This window comes from Pseudomonas sp. AC211 (genome assembly GCF_979258055.1).
This window is the reverse complement of the sequence record NZ_OZ409830.1, coordinates 1,643,974-1,660,976: the sequence shown is the minus strand read 5'-3', so window position 1 is coordinate 1,660,976 and position 17,003 is coordinate 1,643,974. Positions and strand designations below refer to the sequence as shown.

General features: G+C 60.8%; 12 protein-coding genes. 2 read left to right on the top strand and 10 right to left on the bottom strand.

The features are described from left to right. Positions 1–48 precede the first annotated feature (48 nt). The 9 genes from ACZZZP_RS08025 to leuC form a co-directional block, all read right to left on the bottom strand. Positions 49–669: a phosphoribosylanthranilate isomerase gene (locus ACZZZP_RS08025; protein ID WP_463382353.1), complete on the bottom strand. Its 621-nt coding sequence runs from the start codon at positions 667–669 to the stop codon at positions 49–51. 68 nt (positions 670–737) lie between these two features. Next, the gene (gene truA, locus ACZZZP_RS08020) at positions 738–1,559 is read right to left on the bottom strand and encodes a tRNA pseudouridine(38-40) synthase TruA (protein WP_463384673.1); all 822 of its coding nucleotides are present in this window, start codon (positions 1,557–1,559) and stop codon (positions 738–740) included. A 36-nt stretch (positions 1,560–1,595) separates the two neighbouring features. Continuing rightward, positions 1,596–4,646 carry a FimV/HubP family polar landmark protein gene (locus ACZZZP_RS08015; protein WP_463382352.1) on the bottom strand — a complete coding sequence of 1,017 codons (3,051 nt, stop codon included), beginning with the start codon at positions 4,644–4,646 and terminating at the stop codon, positions 1,596–1,598. Positions 4,647–4,813: 167 nt separating this feature from the next. Next, positions 4,814–5,824, bottom strand: a complete 1,011-nt coding sequence (locus tag ACZZZP_RS08010; protein ID WP_122497186.1) for an aspartate-semialdehyde dehydrogenase — start codon at positions 5,822–5,824, stop codon at positions 4,814–4,816. Between the two features lie 173 nt (positions 5,825–5,997). Next, positions 5,998–7,110, bottom strand: coding sequence for an aspartate-semialdehyde dehydrogenase (gene asd, locus ACZZZP_RS08005; protein WP_122497184.1), 1,113 nt, complete (start codon positions 7,108–7,110; stop codon positions 5,998–6,000). A gap of 119 nt (positions 7,111–7,229) precedes the next feature. Beyond that, a complete protein-coding gene (gene leuB, locus ACZZZP_RS08000; RefSeq protein ID WP_463382351.1) occupies positions 7,230–8,312 on the bottom strand; it encodes a 3-isopropylmalate dehydrogenase in 1,083 nt (360 codons plus the stop codon). A gap of 343 nt (positions 8,313–8,655) precedes the next feature. Then, a complete protein-coding gene (locus ACZZZP_RS07995) occupies positions 8,656–9,420 on the bottom strand; it encodes a class I SAM-dependent methyltransferase (RefSeq protein ID WP_463382350.1) in 765 nt (254 codons plus the stop codon). A gap of 113 nt (positions 9,421–9,533) precedes the next feature. Next, on the bottom strand, positions 9,534–10,175 hold the full coding sequence (gene leuD / locus ACZZZP_RS07990) for a 3-isopropylmalate dehydratase small subunit (protein WP_122497178.1): 642 nt from the start codon (positions 10,173–10,175) through the stop codon (positions 9,534–9,536). 10 nt (positions 10,176–10,185) lie between these two features. After that, positions 10,186–11,613: a 3-isopropylmalate dehydratase large subunit gene (gene leuC / locus ACZZZP_RS07985; RefSeq protein WP_122497176.1), complete on the bottom strand. Its 1,428-nt coding sequence runs from the start codon at positions 11,611–11,613 to the stop codon at positions 10,186–10,188. A gap of 158 nt (positions 11,614–11,771) precedes the next feature. Here leuC and ACZZZP_RS07980 point away from each other — a divergent pair, with 158 nt between their 5' ends. Together ACZZZP_RS07980 and ACZZZP_RS07975 are read left to right on the top strand one after the other, a co-directional pair. Beyond that, positions 11,772–12,665: a LysR family transcriptional regulator gene (locus tag ACZZZP_RS07980; protein WP_463382349.1), complete on the top strand. Its 894-nt coding sequence runs from the start codon at positions 11,772–11,774 to the stop codon at positions 12,663–12,665. A gap of 125 nt (positions 12,666–12,790) precedes the next feature. After that, positions 12,791–16,462, top strand: coding sequence for a PAS domain S-box protein (locus ACZZZP_RS07975; protein WP_463382348.1), 3,672 nt, complete (start codon positions 12,791–12,793; stop codon positions 16,460–16,462). Between the two features lie 69 nt (positions 16,463–16,531). Here ACZZZP_RS07975 and ACZZZP_RS07970 read toward each other — a convergent pair whose 3' ends face one another. Beyond that, entirely contained in the window at positions 16,532–16,978 is a 447-nt protein-coding gene (locus ACZZZP_RS07970) for an Hsp20 family protein (RefSeq protein WP_122497170.1), read from the bottom strand. Positions 16,979–17,003 lie beyond the last annotated feature (25 nt).

Genomic DNA, 17,003 nt, shown 5'->3' with positions numbered 1-17,003 from the left:
GTTATGGACGGCACATGATGGCCAACCGTCACATGCCTGGCGGGCGTTTCAAGCCCCCTTAACAGCGCGAATAAACGCCTGCACTTTCGACGCACTTTTAATGCCTTTGCTCTGCTCTACCCCGCCGCTGACATCCACGGCATACGGTTGCACCTGTTCAATCGCGGCGCGCACATTCTCAGGCGTCAGCCCACCGGCCAAGATGATCGGCTTGCTCGCCTGGCTTGGCACCAACGCCCAGTCAAACGCTTCACCGGTGCCACCCGGAATGCCGGCGACAAAGGTGTCCAGCAGAATGCCTGAAGCCTCGGGGTAGCGCGCGATCATTGCCGCAACGTCATCGCCGGTACGCACCCGCAGGGCTTTGACATACGGGCGGCCATAACCGGCGCAATCGGCTGCCGTTTCGTCGCCATGGAATTGCAGAAGGTCCAGCGGCACCTGTTGCAGCAAGGCTTCCAACTCAGTGCGCGGCATATCAACGAATAGCCCGACCGTGGTCACGAATGGCGGCAGCGCGGCGATGATGGCGGCGGCTCGCTCTGCCGTCATCGCCCGCGGGCTGTTGGCGAAGAACACGAAACCCAACGCGTCGGCGCCCGCCTCGATGGCCGCGAGTGCGTCTTCAAGGCGGGTGATGCCACAGATTTTGCTACGAACGACGGACACGGCAGACACCTGAATAACCGGCTGTTGAACACAAGGCCTGGAATGGTAGCAAAGGCAATCGGCAGGCGTCAGCCAAGGTCCGGCAGACCCGAGAGGAAATGCGGCCCGATATAGCGCTCCGGCAACACAAACTCCGCGGGGTATTCGACCTGCACCAAGTACAAGCCAAACGGATGCGCCGTCACCCCGCCGGTGCGGCGAATACGCGACTCCAGCACCTCTTTCATCCACTCAACCGGCCGCTCGCCCGCGCCAATGGTCATCAGCACGCCGGCAATGTTGCGCACCATGTGGTGCAGAAAGGCGTTGGCGCGCAGGTCCAGCACAATCATTTTGCCGTGCTGCGTCACACGAAGGTGGTGCATCTTTTTAATCGGCGATTTCGCTTGGCATTGGCCGGCGCGGAAGGCGCTGAAGTCATGCTCACCGACCAAATACTGAGCCGCTTCGCGCATGCGCTCGACGTTCAGCGGCCGGTGGTTCCAGGTGATCTCCTCACCCAAATGCGCCGGTCGGATCTGGTCGTTGTAGATGACGTAGCGGTAGCGCCGGGCGATGGCTTTGAAGCGGGCGTGAAAGTGCGCCGGCATCACCTTGGCCCACGTCACGCTGATGTCGTGGGGCAAGTTGATATTGGCGCCCATCACCCAGGCTTTCAGGCTGCGCTCGGCTTGGGTGTCAAAGTGCACAACCTGCCCGCAGGCGTGAACACCAGCGTCGGTGCGGCCCGCACACAGCAGCGTGACCGGCGAATCGGCGACCCGCGACAGGGCTTTTTCCAGTTCTTCCTGGACAGTCGCCACACCCGAGGCCTGGCGCTGCCAGCCACGGTAACGGGAGCCTTTGTACTCAACGCCAAGGGCAATTCTGGAAAAGCCAACGGCGGCCATTTCGGCCGCCGCTGTGGGTATTGCTTCAGTCATTAATCAGACGATACGGGCGATCAGCTCGCGCGCTTCCTGTTGTTGAACGTCGGTGCCTTCGCTGATCACTTCGTCGAGGATGTCGCGGGCGCCTTCGGAGTCACCCATGTCGATGTAGGCGCGGGCCAGATCGAGCTTGGTGGCGGTTTCGTCGGTACCGGAGAGGAAGTCGAAGTCATCGTCGGCGTCCAGGTTGGCCACCGATGGGCTAGCAGCTGGAGCGATCAACGAGTCGAAGTCGTCTTCTTCTGGTAGGTCCAGCTTGTCATTCATCTGATCCAGCTCGGCAGTCACTTCGTCCAGTTTGGCCGCGAACGTTTCGTTGGATACCGGTGCGCTTGGCTCATCGTCAGCCAGCGACAGGTCGAAGTCGGCTGGCAGCTCGTGCTCGGCGTCCAGGCCAGCGTGCAGCTCTGGGGTAGCGTCAGGCTCCAAGTTCAGATCAGCGAAATCATTGCTGCTGGTGGTGCTGTTGAGGTCGTCGTCCAGGCTCAGCAGGAAGTCGTCTTCTTCGCTGGTGGCGCTGGCTTTCGGCTCGTCCAGATCCAGGCTGAAGTCGGCCAGATCGTCGCTGAGAGCGGCGTTGCTGGTGGTGCTTGGGGTGTCGTCCAGGCTCAGGTCGAAGTCCAGGTCGCTCATGCCGCTGGCGGCTGGGCTAGTAGTCGAAGACAGCGCCAGCTCGTCGTCCAGGCTCAGATCACCGAAGTCGTTCAGCGAGTCGTTGCCGGCGGCGTTCAGGTCGCGATCCAGTTCAGCTTCCAGGTCGTCCAGGCTCAAGTCCATGTCGTCGGCTGGCTGAGCGGCCAGTGGCGCAGGTTCGTCGAGGGTCAGGTCGTCGAGGCTGAAGTTGTCAGCGTCGCTGTTGTTGAAATCATCGTTGTGGTTATCAAGCGCCGAGGCAGCCATGACGCCAGCGAACGCGCCCATTGCCGCACCGCCCATGCCTGGGTAGCGGGATTTCAACTGTTCAACTTCGCTGTGGGCGCCGCCGATTTCGTTCAGCTCGCGCTCTTGACGAGCAAAGCCTTCCTGGTCGCCCAGCTCGGCTTGCACTTCCATCAGTTTCAAGCGCAGATCCGCGCGGTGCGGTTCGTTGTTGATGGCGTCTTGCAGCAGCTCGGCAGCCTGGGTGAAGCGGCCGTAGGCGATGTAGATGTCGGCTTCGCCGAGCACGTCGCCAGTTTGCGCGGTCACGCGCTCTTCTTTGACCGGTGCGAAGTTGTCGTCGGTGGCGTCATCCAAGCCAGCGAACGAGGTATCTGGGGTATCCAGATCGTTGTCAAACGGGCTTTGCTCTTCGTGGATGTGAATCTCGTTGTGCAGCGCAGCTTCTTTCTGCGCGTTGCGGCGCGACAGCACCATCAAGCCGATCAACAGCAGCAACAGCGCGCCACCGCCGGCGATGCCAAGCATCATCGGGTTGGCCATCAGGTCATCGACGAAGCTGGTTTCTTCGGCTGGCTCAGGCGCGGACACGACAGCGGGCTTCGGCTTGGCCGGAGCTTCGGCTGGCTTGGGCATTGGCGCTGGGACCGGCGCGGCTTCGGCTGGGGTTTTGGCGGCTTCAGCAGCCGATTTCTCGGCCGGTTCTTCGCTGTAGTTGTAGTCGGTCTCGCCGCTTGCGGCCGCAGCCGGCGCTGGGGTTGCAGGAGTTGCAGCCGGGGCCGCTGGCGTGGTTTCAGCTGGCTTGGCGGCGTCCACGGTCGGTGCAGGTGCTGGCGCAGCGGCGCTCGGGGCGGTGGCTGGAGCAGGGGTTTCGACCTTGGCCGGTGCGGCTGGCGCGGCCGAAGCGCTCGGCGTTGCGGTTGCCGTCGAGGAGCCCGCTGGGGCAGTTGCGGCGGCTGGCTGTTTGGCTTTGGCAGCTAGGTCGGCCTGCAGCTTGGCCATCTGGCTGTCTTTGAGCTGGAGCAGGCGATTGAGCTTGTCGACCTGGCTTTGCAGATCGCCCATGCGGCTCTTCAGCTCGTCGTTCTCACGGCGAGTGGAATCCAGGCTTTCTTTGGTAACAGCCAGCTTGTCGTTAAGCGCCTTGGTGTCACCACCGGTGCCTTTGTCGGCGCCGCGAGTGGCTTTACCGGCATCACCGGACAACAGCTTGAGGCTGTCTTTGTCGTCGGTTTTCGCAGGCGCGGCGCCAGCGGTGTCGCGTTTGGTGGCGTCCAGCTGGCGAGCGCCAGTGGCGGCTACGCTACGGCGCTCACGCCAAGCGGTGTTCTGCGACGCAACCTGGGCAATCGCTTCGCTCTGCGAGCGCGACTTGATCTGTTGATCGTCAGGCAGGCGCAGCACCTGGCCGCTTTTCATGCGGTTGATGTTGCCGTCGACGAAGGCATCAGGGTTGAGATCCTGAATGGCCAACATGGCCTGGTGCACCGAGCCACCGGAGCGGGTGCGCTGGGCCACTTCCCACAGCGTGTCGCTGGAGGTGGTTTTGTAGGTGTCGTCGGCCACTTTGCCAGCCGGTGCGGCGGCAGGTGCCGGAGCTGGCGCAGGCGCTGCCGGGCGGGCGGCAGGTGCCGATGGCGCAGGCGCAGCGGCAACCGGTGCGGCTGGACGTGCTGTAGGCGCAACGGCGGCTGGCTTGCTGGCTGGTTTGGCAGCCGGCGCAGCCACAGGCGGCTTGGGCGCGGCAGCGGCGGCAGTTTGTGGGGAATAAAGCGGCGGATCGAGCAGCAGGGTGTATTCGCGCATCACGCGGCCGCTTGGCCAAAGCACTTCCACCAGGAAGTTCAAGTAAGGCTCGCGAACCGGTTTGCTGGAAGTCACGCGAATAACGCTCTTGCCATTAGGCTTGAGCACCGGCGTGAACTTGAGATCAGTTAGAAAGTATTGACGGTCAATACCGGCTTTATTGAATTCTTCAGGGGATGCCAGATTCGGAACCACCTCGTTAGAAGCCAGATCCCGAACTTCGACGAGTTCGATTTCTGCGTCCAATGGCTGATTCAGCGCCGACTTCAGGGTCACTTCCCCGAGCCCCAACGCGTGCGCCATACCGGACGTCAGCGCCGAAGCAGCCGCGATTGCCAGCACCAGTTTGCGAACCCGAGCCATAGCGATATCCCTTGTTTTATCTTTCTTCTCGAACTGCGAGAGGGTCTTATTACAGTTGCTGCCTGTTCCGCCTTGCGGCGGCTCCCCAACCAACAACAGCTCAGCCCCCGGTTGTACCAAGATAGGCCAAGCTAGAATGATTCTTCAAATTTCTAGGTAAGTATCTTTTACAGATAGTGTTTTATCAATAACTCAGCAATTTGGACAGCGTTCAGAGCGGCGCCTTTGCGCACATTATCAGACGCAATCCACAAATTGAGTTCGGACAAATCGTCGAATCCAGCACGAACCCGTCCGACATAGATCACATCCTGGCCAACGGCGTCCCCGACCACGGTCGGATAATCGCCCTCTTCCACCAGCTCGATACCCTCAGCCGCTTCCAAAGCGGCGTTCACGGCAGCCACATCCACGGCGTTCGAACACTGCAATGAAACGCTCAGGCTGTCGCCGAAAAACACTGGCGCGAGCACGCAGGTGGCGGACACCTTGAGGTCTGCCTTGGCCATCACCGCTTTCAGCTCTTCAACCAGGCGCTTCTCTACGCGGCTGAAACCACTGGCATCCGGCTTACCCACCTGCGCCAATACGTTGAAAGCCACCTGACGATCAAAGAAGCGCGGCTCCAGCGGACGCACATTTAGCAATTCCGCTGTTTGTCGGGCGAGTTCCGACACCCCTTCCCGACCGACACTCGAAATTGCCAGACATGCCGTCGTGGTCACCCGTTGGATATCCAACACCGCGCGCAAAGGCGCCAGCGCGACGGCCAAGGCAATCACGCAAGGACTCGGGCTGCTGATCTGGAATGGCGCTTTAAGCTGTTTCAACACATCGGCATTGGCCTCGGGCACCAGCAGCGGCGCCTCGGCGGCTGGCAGCGCGCCGGACAAGTCGATCAAATGGCAACCGGCGGCCTGGGCACGCGCGACAAAACTATGGGTGACCTGCTCGGCGGCGGCGAAAAACACCAGCTGCACCTGAGCGAAATCGAATTTCTCGACCTCACGCACCCGCACGTTTTTGCCACGAAACGGCACCGACGCGCCGGCCGATTCAATGCTGGCCAGCAGGTGCAAGCTGCCAATAGGAAATTCGCGCTCTTCAAGCACTTGAACAAGGGTTTCGCCGACGGTGCCGGTGGCGCCAATGATGGCGATATCGAAAGTCTGGCTCATGCTGCTACCTCTGTTGAACGCCGGGTGTAACGCGGGGAGCGGCACTGTACCCGCCCGCACATAAAAAAACAGCCTTGGTGTTGCACCGGCGTTAACCCGTGCGCTCCAAGGCTGTTTTTTTAAAGCGTCTGTCTGTGCGCCCTTCTCTCTTTATAGAAAGAAGGGTGTGGCGATTAGCGCTCCAGCAGAATTCGCAGCATGCGGCGCAGCGGTTCGGCGGCGCCCCACAGCAGTTGGTCGCCCACGGTGAAGGCGCCCAGGTACTGCGAACCCATGTTCAGCTTGCGCAGACGACCAACCGGAACGGTCAGGGTGCCGGTCACAGCAGTCGGGGTCAGTTCCTTGATGCTCAGCTCACGCTGGTTTGGCACCAGTTTTACCCAAGGGTTGTGTTGGCTGATCAGGCCTTCGATGTCGCTCAGCGGCACGTCTTTGTTCAGCTTCAGGGTCAGCGCCTGGCTGTGGCAACGCATGGCGCCGATACGAACGCAGATGCCGTCGACCGGAATCGGGCTCTTGAAGCGGCCCAGAATCTTGTTGGTCTCGGCCTGGCCCTTCCACTCTTCGCGGCTTTGGCCGTTGGGCAATTCCTTGTCGATCCAGGGAATCAGGCTGCCGGCCAATGGCACACCGAAGTTTTCGGTAGGGAACGCGTCGCCGCGCATGGCTTCGGCCACTTTGCGGTCGATGTCGAGGATGGCGCTGGCCGGGTTGGCCAGTTCATCAGCGACAGCGGCGTGGGTGGCGCCCATTTGTTTGATCAGCTCGCGCATGTTCTGCGCACCGGCGCCCGAGGCCGCCTGGTAGGTCATGGCGTTCATCCACTCCACCAGACCGGCTTCGAACAAGCCGCCCAATGCCATCAGCATCAAGCTGACGGTGCAGTTGCCACCGATATAGTTCTTGGTGCCGGCGTCCAGCGCCTGGTCGATGACCTTGCGGTTCACCGGGTCGAGAACGATCACCGAGTTATCGTCCATACGCAGCGAGGACGCCGCGTCGATCCAGTAACCGTTCCAGCCCGCTTCGCGCAGCTTAGGGAATACTTCGCTGGTGTAGTCGCCGCCCTGGCAGGTCAGGATCACATCGAGGCCTTTGAGCTCTTCAATGCTGTAAGCGTCTTTGAGCGGCGCAATGTCTTTACCCACGGCCGGGCCTTGGCCGCCGACATTGGAGGTAGTGAAGAACACCGGTTCGATCAAGTCGAAATCCTGCTCTTCGAGCATCCGCTGCATGAGTACGGAACCGACCATCCCGCGCCAACCGATCAGACCTACACGCTTCATCGCAACTACACCTTAAGAAAACATGAATACGAACCCCCGCTTTCGAGGGGGTCGCAGAGAGTAACCGAGTTGATGTCGCCCGTGCGACCCCGAAAGCGGTTGTTGCTTGGCGCCGCTATTTACAGCTCACGCAGCGCTTTTACTACGGCGTCACCCATTTCGCGGGTGCCGACCTTTTTGCAGCCTTCCGACCAGATATCACCGGTGCGCAAGCCTTGGTCCAGCACCACGCCGACCGCTTTCTCGATGGCATCGGCCGCCGCGTTCTGGTTGAAGCTGTAACGCAGCAGCATGGACACCGAGAGAATGGTCGCCAACGGGTTGGCAATGCCTTGGCCCGCGATGTCCGGGGCCGAACCGTGAGACGGCTCGTACATGCCCTTGTTGTTGGCATCCAGCGAGGCGGACGGCAGCATGCCGATAGAACCGGTCAGCATGGAAGCCTCATCCGACAGAATGTCGCCGAACATGTTGTCGGTTACCAGCACGTCAAATTGCTTGGGCGCGCGCACCAGTTGCATGGCGGCGTTATCGACATACATATGGCTGAGTTCGACGTCCGGGTAATCCTTGGCCACTTCTTCAACCACTTCGCGCCACAGTTGGCTGGAGGCGAGCACGTTGGCCTTGTCGACCGAACACAGCTTCTTGCCACGCACGCGCGCCATGTCAAAACCGACACGGGCGATACGGGCGATTTCGCTTTCGCTGTACGGCAGGGTGTCGAAGGCGAAACGCTCGCCGTTTTCCAGTTGCTTGGTGCCGCGCGGCGCGCCGAAGTAGATGCCGCCGGTCAACTCGCGAACGATAAGAATGTCCAGGCCCGCAACGATGTCGCGCTTGAGCGACGAGGCATCGGCCAGTTGCGGATACAGGATGGCCGGACGCAGGTTGGCGAACAGCCCAAGGGCCGAACGAATTTTCAGCAAGCCACGCTCAGGGCGAATGTCGCGTTCGATTTTGTCCCATTTCGGGCCGCCGACGGCGCCCAGCAAGATGGCGTCCGCAGCTTGGGCGCGGGCCAGGGTTTCGTCAGCCAACGGCACGCCGTACTTGTCGATGGCAGCGCCGCCAATGACGTCTTCACTGAATTCAAAACCCAGCTGGAATTTGTCGTTCGCCAGCTCGAGCACTTTCACCGCTTCGGCGGTGATTTCCGGGCCGATGCCATCGCCGGGGAGAATCAGGATTTGCTTGCTCATAGGTTCCTCAAATTAATAAATGGACGGGCTTTGGGGCGCGTCGTACAAAAACCTTAAAAACCATCATCGTTTTTTGCGTGAAAGGGGGAAGATCCAGACTCCTTCAAGCGACAGCGCCCGTCGTTACATTCTGGATTTCGAATCGTCGAACCGCCGCCTTCGCGGGAATGACGGTGCCATCTGACCCAACTCCGTCATTCCCGCGAAGGCGGGAATCCAGAATCCAAGTCGAACACCGCCTCCTGAACGACTCTGGATTCCCGCCTGCGCGGGAATGACGGTGGTGAGACAGGCATCTGCGTCTTTACTGCGCGCAAAGACTCAGCAGCCTTAACCCAACGCCCTACTTCTCAGCCCAAACCACCAACACATCCGTACTAAACGTACCGTCTTCACCAATCTCGAAATACTCACGCACTTCCGCGCCCATCGCTTGCTGCAGTTCGCGAATCGCGACGCGCAAGGTTGGCGGCGTGCGCATGCGTTCCACCCACGAACTGTATTCCAGCTGCAAACGCTGGCGGCTGTAGCTGCGGGTGTGCAGGCCGGCATCGCTGATAAAGCGCAGCCATTCGCTGGCAGCGTAGTTGCGCACATGGCTGGTGTCGCGCAGCACTTCCACGGTTTGCAAATAGGTGTCGAGCAGCGGCTTGCCCGGCGACATCACGTCGATAAACGCCGCCACCCCGCCCGGCTTCAGAACACGCCGCACTTCGCGCAACGCCTGGCCGACGTCGCTCCAGTGGTGCGCCGAATAACGGCTGAAGACGAAATCGAATTCGCCATCCGCGAACGGCAGCTGCTCGGCAGCGCCGTGCTGGGTGCGGATATTGCTCAGCCCGCGCTCGGCAGCAGCATGGTTGACCACGTCGAGCATTTTCTCCGACAGGTCGTAAGCCACCACTTCGTGCACCAACGGCGCGGCATAAAAACTGACGTGCCCGGCACCACAGCCCAAATCCAGCACCCGCGCCGCCTCATGACCGGCCAGCTCGGCCTGTAGCAGAGCGAATTCAGGACCTTGGGCGTGCACAGCACTGCTCAGGTAGGCGGCAGCCTGTTCACCGAATTGTTTCTGTACGACTTGAGCGTGGGCGTTGCTGGTCATGGATACGTCCTTCTATGTGCGGAGCGCTTTCTGTGGGAGAGGCTTTAGCCTCGATGCGCTTGATTCCCCGTTTCCAGGAATCGAGGCTGAAGCCTCTCCTACAGGTTCAGCTTTTAATCGCGAAACAACCACGGTTGCGAAGCGCGGTGCTTGGTTTCAAACGTGCTGATGGCCGCTGCGTCCTGCAGGGTCAGGCCAATATCGTCCAGACCGTTCAACAGGCAGTGTTTGCGGAACGCATCGACGTCGAAGCCAATCACTTTGCCGTCGGCGCGAGTCACGGTTTGTGCGGCCAGGTCGACGCTCAGTTGGTAGCCGACGTTGGCTTCAACCAGGTCGAACAATTCGTCCACTTCGGCTTCCGGCAAGATGATCGGCAGCAAGCCGTTCTTGAAGCTGTTGTTGAAGAAGATGTCGGCATAGCTCGGCGCGATGATGGCGCGGAAACCGTACTCTTCCAGTGCCCACGGGGCGTGCTCGCGGCTCGAGCCGCAGCCAAAGTTTTCGCGAGCGAGCAATACGCTGGCGCCTTGGTAGCGCGGGTGGTTGAGCACGAAGTCTTTGTTGATCGGGCGCGTGGAGTTGTCTTGGTTCGGCTGCCCGACATCCAGGTAACGCCACTCGTCGAACAGGTTCGGACCAAAGCCGGTGCGCTTGATTGATTTCAAGAATTGCTTGGGGATGATCTGGTCGGTGTCGACGTTGGCGCGATCCAAAGGAGCGACCAGGCCGGTGTGCTGGGTAAACGCTTTCATGTGCTGGTCCTCAAGCCTGGGTCAATTCGCGAACGTCGATAAAGCGGCCGGTTACCGCAGCGGCTGCGGCCATGGCCGGGCTCACCAGGTGGGTGCGGCCACCGGCGCCCTGACGGCCTTCGAAGTTGCGGTTGGAGGTAGAGGCGCAATGCTCGCCGCTGCCGAGTTTGTCCGGGTTCATGGCCAGGCACATGGAGCAGCCCGGTTCGCGCCATTCAAAACCGGCTTCGAGGAAAATGGTGTGCAGGCCTTCTTCTTCGGCCTGCGCTTTCACCAAACCGGAGCCCGGCACCACCATCGCCTGCTTGATGGTCGAGGCCACCTTGCGGCCCTTGGCGACCACGGCGGCGGCGCGCAAGTCTTCGATACGCGAGTTGGTGCATGAACCAATGAACACGCGGTCGAGCTGGATATCGGTGATCGCCTGGTTGGCGGCCAAGCCCATGTATTTCAGTGCGCGTTCGATGGAGTCTTTTTTCACCGGGTCGGACTCTTTGCTCGGGTCCGGCACGTTGGCGTCAACCGGCAACACCATTTCCGGCGACGTGCCCCACGTTACTTGCGGCTGAATGTCGGCGGCGTTGAGTTCGACCACGGTGTCGAATACGGCGTCTTCGTCGGAAACCAAGTCTTTCCAGGCTTCAACGGCGGCGTCCCAATCGGCACCTTTCGGTGCGAATGGACGGCCCTGAATGTAGGCGACGGTTTTCTCATCGGCAGCCACCAAGCCCACGCGGGCGCCGGCTTCGATGGACATGTTGCAGATGGTCATGCGCCCTTCAATCGACAAGTCGCGGATCGCGCTGCCGGCAAATTCCAACGCGTGGCCGTTGCCGCCTGCGGTGCCTATTTTGCCGATCACGGCCAGCACGATGTCTTTGGCGGTGACGCCGAACGGCAACTGGCCTTCGACGCGCACCTGCATGTTTTTCATTTTCTTGGCCACCAGGCACTGGGTGGCGAGCACGTGCTCGACCTCCGAGGTACCGATGCCGTGGGCCAGCGCGCCGAATGCGCCGTGGGTCGAGGTGTGCGAGTCGCCGCACACCACGGTCATGCCCGGCAAGGTAGCGCCCTGCTCCGGGCCGACGACGTGAACGATGCCCTGACGGATGTCGTTCATTTTGAATTCGAGAATGCCGAATTCGTCGCAGTTGTCGTCCAGGGTTTGCACCTGAATGCGCGACACTTCATCAGCGATGGCCGCGATGCCGCCTTTGCGCTCGGTGAGCGTGGTCGGCACGTTGTGGTCTGGGGTGGCGATGTTGGCGTCGATGCGCCACGGTTTGCGCCCAGCCAGACGCAGACCTTCAAACGCTTGCGGCGACGTCACTTCGTGAAGGATGTGGCGGTCGATGTAGATCAGCGACGAGCCATCGTCACGCCGTTTAACCTCGTGCGCTTCCCAAAGTTTGTCGTAGAGCGTCTTGCCGGCCATCAGTTATTCCTCATCAGGTTTGCGTTTGGGCCTTGTCGGCTGAGCGTTTGCCCCTGTCCGAATAACCCTTCTGCTTATGGGGTTGGATCGTAAGGACTTGCTTTAAATAACTCAAATTCATATTTTTCATACTTTGGATAACCAAGTGGAATCCCAGTATGGATCTGGCTAACCTCAACGCCTTTATCGCCATCGCTGAAACCGCTAGTTTTTCTGGCGCTGGCGAGCGTTTACATCTAACCCAACCGGCCATCAGCAAGCGCATCGCCAGCCTTGAGCAGCAGTTGAACATGCGCCTGTTCGACCGCCTTGGCCGCGAGGTGAGCCTGACCGAAGCGGGCCGCGCCCTGCTGCCGCGTGCGTATCAGATTCTCAACGTGCTGGATGATACGCGCCGCGCGCTGAGCAACCTCAATGGCGAAATCAGTGGCCGGCTGACCTTGGCCACCAGCCACCACATCGGCCTGCACCGCCTGCCGTCGTTGCTGCGCGCCTTTACCCGCGCCTATCCGCAGGTTGCGTTGGATATTCAGTTTATGGACTCGGAAGTGGCCTATGAGGAAATCCTCCATGGCCGTGCCGAGGTGGCGGTGATTACCCTGGCGCCGCAAACGCACGCGCCGGTGCGTGCCGTACCCGTGTGGGACGACCCGCTGGATTTCGTCGCCGCCCCCGAGCACCCACTGGCGCGGCTGAAGAAAATCGACCTCAAGGCCATCGCCGAGCACCCCGCCGTATTTCCGGGCGAAAACACATTCACCAATCGCATCGTCAGCAAGCTGTTTGCCGAACAGAGCCTGACGCCCAATATCGGCATGAGCACCAACTACCTGGAAACCATCAAGATGATGGTTTCCATCGGCCTGGCCTGGAGCGTGCTGCCACGCACCATGCTCGACGACCAAGTGGCGCGCCTGCCTATTCCGGGCATTCAGTTGCGTCGCCAATTGGGCTACATCTTTCATACCGAACGAACCCTGTCCAACGCAGCCAAAGCGTTTATGGCGCTGCTGGACGCTCAACGCGAAGAAACGCCGCGCAGCGATCAATAGTGGCGTCTTGCCTAAGCGGGCAGGCAGACGCTAACGTGCTACACATAATGATAAGAAGGGCGAGCCCATGACCCCACCCCGCTTGCATGTAACCGCGTCGTACCCCTCCATCGAATGGGGCATTTATGCCCAAACCATCTGATTCCCTGCCGCCACGGCCGCATATTCCTGTGTCCGACCCGGTCGAACGGGAACAAGCCTGGCAAGACGCACCGCGCCTGCTCGCCGCACTCAATGGCGCGCGCCTCGGCGCCTGGCACTGGGAACTGGAAACCGGCCGCATTAACTGGTCGCGCGGTGCCCAGGCGATTTTCGGCCTCGACCCCAACCGCCCGGTGCGCCAGCCGGTCGACTACTTCTCGCTGATACCCGAAGACGAGCGCGACACGGTTCAAACCCTGTTCCAGGAAGCCATCAGCGGCTTGCCGACTACGCGTGCCTTTCGCCACCGCATTCGCTGGCCGGACGGCAGCCTGCACTGGCTGGAAATTTCCGGCAGCCTGCAGCGCGACGATAACGGCAAGCCAAGCATGATGGGCGTGATCCGCGACGTCACTGAACAGCAAGAGCGCGAGCACGCCTTGCGCGCCTCCGAACAACGCTTCGCCAGCCTGTTCCACCTCAGCCCCGACGTGATTTTGTTGGTGCGTTATGAAGACAACGTGCTCATCGCCACCAATCAGCACTTTGAAACCCTGTTTGGCTGGGCGCCCGAGGCGTGCATTGGGCGGTCGGTGGGCGAGCTTAAATTGTGGGCCGACCCTGCCCAGCACGAGCAATATTTGCTCGACTTGACGCAAACCATCGAACCCGTAAGCCACGAAGTGCAGCTACGCACACAAGACGGCCGTGTGTTGGACGGGCGCTTATCCAGCCAACTGATCGAGCTGGAAGACCAGAGTTTTATCCTCAGCACCTTTCTCGACCTCAGCGAGCACAAGCGCCGCGAGCAGGCGTTGCGGGCCAACGAAGACAAATTCGCCAAAGCCTTTCGCAACACGCCGGACGCTGTGGTGATCACCGACTACCCCACGGGCGAATTCATTGAGGTCAATCCCGGTTTCGAAGCGCAGTTCGGCTGGAGCGCCGCCGAGGCGCTTGGCCGCAGCTCGTCCGAATTGGGCTTGTGGCACAACATTGATGATCGTCGGCGCATGCTCGAAACCCTGGAGCAGAAAGGCCGCATCGAGCAGCTGGAAATCGTGCTGCACGACCGCGCCGGCCGGCAAAGCATCAATGTCGTGTTCGGCGGCAAGATCGAGCTGGATGGTCGGCCCTGCCTGGTGTTGTCGATGCGCAACATCACCCAGCAGCGCGAGCAGGAACAGGAACTGCGCGACAGCCGCGAGCGGCTTTCCCTGGCCCTGGAGTCCGCAGAATTGGGCACCTGGGATTGGCACATCCCGAGCAACATGCTGTACGGCTCGCCCCGCGCTTCGCAGTTGCATGGCATGGCCAACGAGCCGTATCACGGCAGCTTCGCCAGTTTTTTCGGCAGCGTGCCGGAAGCTGAGCAGCACGCCATGCGCCAGGCCTATCGCGACGTGGTCGAGGGCGAACGCAAGGATTACCAGATCACCTACAGCTCCCAGTTCGCTAACGGTGAAGTTCATTATCTGGAGAGCACCGCCAAGCTGTATCGCGACAACGACGGCCAGCCGCTGCGCATGGTCGGCATTCTGATGGACATCAGCGAGCGGGTGCAGCGCGTTCAGCGCCTGGCTGCGTCCGAAGAAAAGTTCTCCACGCTGTTCCAGGCCAGTCCCGACCCGATTTGCGTCTCGCGCGTAGTGGACGGCGTGTTTATCGAGGTCAACCCAAGCTTTTCCAGCACCTTCGGCTGGAAGGCCGAAGACATCACGGGCAAAAGTGCCAAGGAGATCCGCTTCTGGGCCGATCCGGACGTTCGTGAGCGCCTCGGGGCCCAGTTGCGGCAGAACAAGGAACTGAACAACGTCGAGGCGCGTTACTACACACACAGCGGCGAAGAGCTGACCTGCGCGGTGTCGAGCCGCTATATCAACGTCGACCGTCAGTTGTGCATCACCACGACCTTCCGCAACATCACCGAGCGCCAGCAGGCGCAAGCCGCGCTCAAGGCCAGCGAAGAAAAATTCGCCAAGGCGTTTCACTCAAGCCCCGACGCCATCACCATCACCGAGCGCAAAGACGGCCGCTATATCGAGGTGAACGAAGGGTTCTTCCGCCTCACCGGCTTCCGCCCGGACGAAGTGATTGGCCGCACCCCCGAAGACCTCAACGTCTGGGCCAAGCCCAGCGAGCGCGAGCGCCTGGTTGAACTGCTGGAACGCGACGGTCGGGTGCATCACCTGGAAATGCTTGGCCGCCACCGCGACGGCACGCTCAAGCAAGTTGAAGTGTCGGTGGAGCCCATCGACCTCAACGGCCAGAGCTGCCTGCTGCTCACGGCGCGCGACATCGACGAACTGAAAAAAGCCCATGCGCAGATTCAGCACCTGGCCTACCACGACCCGCTGACCAACCTGCCCAACCGCGCCTTGCTGATGGACCGGCTGACTCAGCAGATCGCCCTGCTCACCCGCCACGACTTGCGCGGTGCGCTGCTGTTTCTCGACCTCGACCACTTCAAACACATCAACGACTCGCTGGGCCATCCGGTCGGCGACTCGGTGCTGAAAATGGTCACCGCGCGCCTGGAGGCCAGCGTGCGCCAGGAAGACACGGTGGCGCGCCTGGGTGGCGACGAGTTTGTGGTGCTGCTTTCTGGTCTGGAAGGCAAGCGCTCGGAAGTGATGCGCCAAGTGCGGCAGATCGCCGACAAGCTGCGAAAGCTACTGGCCGAGCCGATGCTGCTCGACAGCCACCGCCTGCAAGTGACGCCGAGCATGGGCATCGCGCTGATTCCCGACCACGGCAACACCCCGGCGGACCTGCTCAAGCGCGCGGACATTGCCCTGTACCGCGCCAAGGATTCCGGCCGAAATGCCATTCAGATGTTTCGCAAGAGCATGCAAGAAGCGGCCAGCGAGCGCCTGCGCCTGGAGAACGATTTGCGCCAGGCGCTGGTGCGCGGCGAGTTCAACCTGCACTTCCAGCCACAAGTCGACGCCCGCAACGGCGCCATCATCGGCGCCGAGGCGCTATTGCGTTGGAGCCACCCGACGCTCGGGCCGCAATCGCCGGCGCAGTTTATTCATGTGCTGGAAGAAAGCGGTCTGATTCTGGAAGTCGGCGGCTGGGTGATGGCCGAAGCCTGTCATGCCTGCGCCCGCTTGTTGGCTGACGGGCTGATCGACGCTGACACCTTCAGCTTGTGCGTGAACATCAGCCCACTGCAGTTCCGCCAGAACAACTTTGTCGAGCGGGTTTCCAACAGCTTGCGCGACAGCGAACTGCCGCATTCGATGCTCAAGCTGGAAATCACCGAAGGCATCGTGATTCAAAACATCGACGACACCATCGCGAAAATGCTGCGCCTGAAAAAAATCGGCGTGACCTTTGCCATGGACGATTTCGGCACGGGCTATTCGTCGCTCACTTACCTCAAGCGCCTGCCGGTAGACGTGCTGAAAATTGACCAATCGTTCGTGCGCGACGCCACCAATGACCCCAACGACGCCGAGATCATCCGCGCGATTGTGGCCATGGCGCGCAGCCTGGGACTGGAAATGATTGCCGAGGGCGTGGAGCAGCAAGACCAGCTGGATTTCCTGCTCAAGGAAGGTTGCCACTTCTATCAGGGCTACTTGTACAGCCGCCCCGTGCCACTGGCCGACTTCCGTGCCCTGCTGCCACCGGCGGTGAAACGGCCGTAAGGCAGACATGACAAGGGCGCCCTGGGGCGCCCTTGTCTTGCTGATGTCATCCCCGCGCAGGGGTTGCGATCAGCTATTCAACGCCGGACGCGAACCCGCAATCGGGATGCGTTTTGGCTTGGCTTCTTCCGGCACTACGCGCTCAAGCTCGATGCTCAGCAGGCCGTTGGCCAGGTCAGCGCTTCTGACCTCGATATGGTCAGCCAGACGGAACGACAACTTGAACGCACGCTGGGCAATGCCCTGGTGCAGATAGGTGACTTCTTTGTTGGCGTCAGCCCGTTTGCCGCCGCTCACAGTCAGCACGCCGCGCTCGACTTGCAGCTCCAGGTCTTCGTCTTGGAAGCCGGCTGCAGCGACCACGATGCGGTACTGGTCGTCACCGTGTTTTTCCACGTTATAGGGTGGATACGAACTGCCCTGATCGTTGCGCATGGCGGTTTCAAACAGGTCGTTGAAACGGTCGAAGCCAACGGAGCTACGGAACAGCGGAGCCAGGGAAAATGCAGTACTCATGGTGTTTCTCTCCTGAAAAAATCAG

Coding starts and splice junctions, on each gene's coding strand:
- truA (WP_463384673.1), bottom strand. CDS start 1,559: ATGGCCGCCGTTGGCTTTTCCAGAATTGCCCTTGGCGTTGAGTACAAA.
- ACZZZP_RS08015 (WP_463382352.1), bottom strand. CDS start 4,646: ATGGCTCGGGTTCGCAAACTGGTGCTGGCAATCGCGGCTGCTTCGGCG.
- ACZZZP_RS08010 (WP_122497186.1), bottom strand. CDS start 5,824: ATGAGCCAGACTTTCGATATCGCCATCATTGGCGCCACCGGCACCGTC.
- asd (WP_122497184.1), bottom strand. CDS start 7,110: ATGAAGCGTGTAGGTCTGATCGGTTGGCGCGGGATGGTCGGTTCCGTA.
- leuB (WP_463382351.1), bottom strand. CDS start 8,312: ATGAGCAAGCAAATCCTGATTCTCCCCGGCGATGGCATCGGCCCGGAA.
- ACZZZP_RS07995 (WP_463382350.1), bottom strand. CDS start 9,420: ATGACCAGCAACGCCCACGCTCAAGTCGTACAGAAACAATTCGGTGAA.
- leuD (WP_122497178.1), bottom strand. CDS start 10,175: ATGAAAGCGTTTACCCAGCACACCGGCCTGGTCGCTCCTTTGGATCGC.
- leuC (WP_122497176.1), bottom strand. CDS start 11,613: ATGGCCGGCAAGACGCTCTACGACAAACTTTGGGAAGCGCACGAGGTT.
- ACZZZP_RS07980 (WP_463382349.1), top strand. CDS start 11,772: ATGGATCTGGCTAACCTCAACGCCTTTATCGCCATCGCTGAAACCGCT.
- ACZZZP_RS07975 (WP_463382348.1), top strand. CDS start 12,791: ATGCCCAAACCATCTGATTCCCTGCCGCCACGGCCGCATATTCCTGTG.
- ACZZZP_RS07970 (WP_122497170.1), bottom strand. CDS start 16,978: ATGAGTACTGCATTTTCCCTGGCTCCGCTGTTCCGTAGCTCCGTTGGC.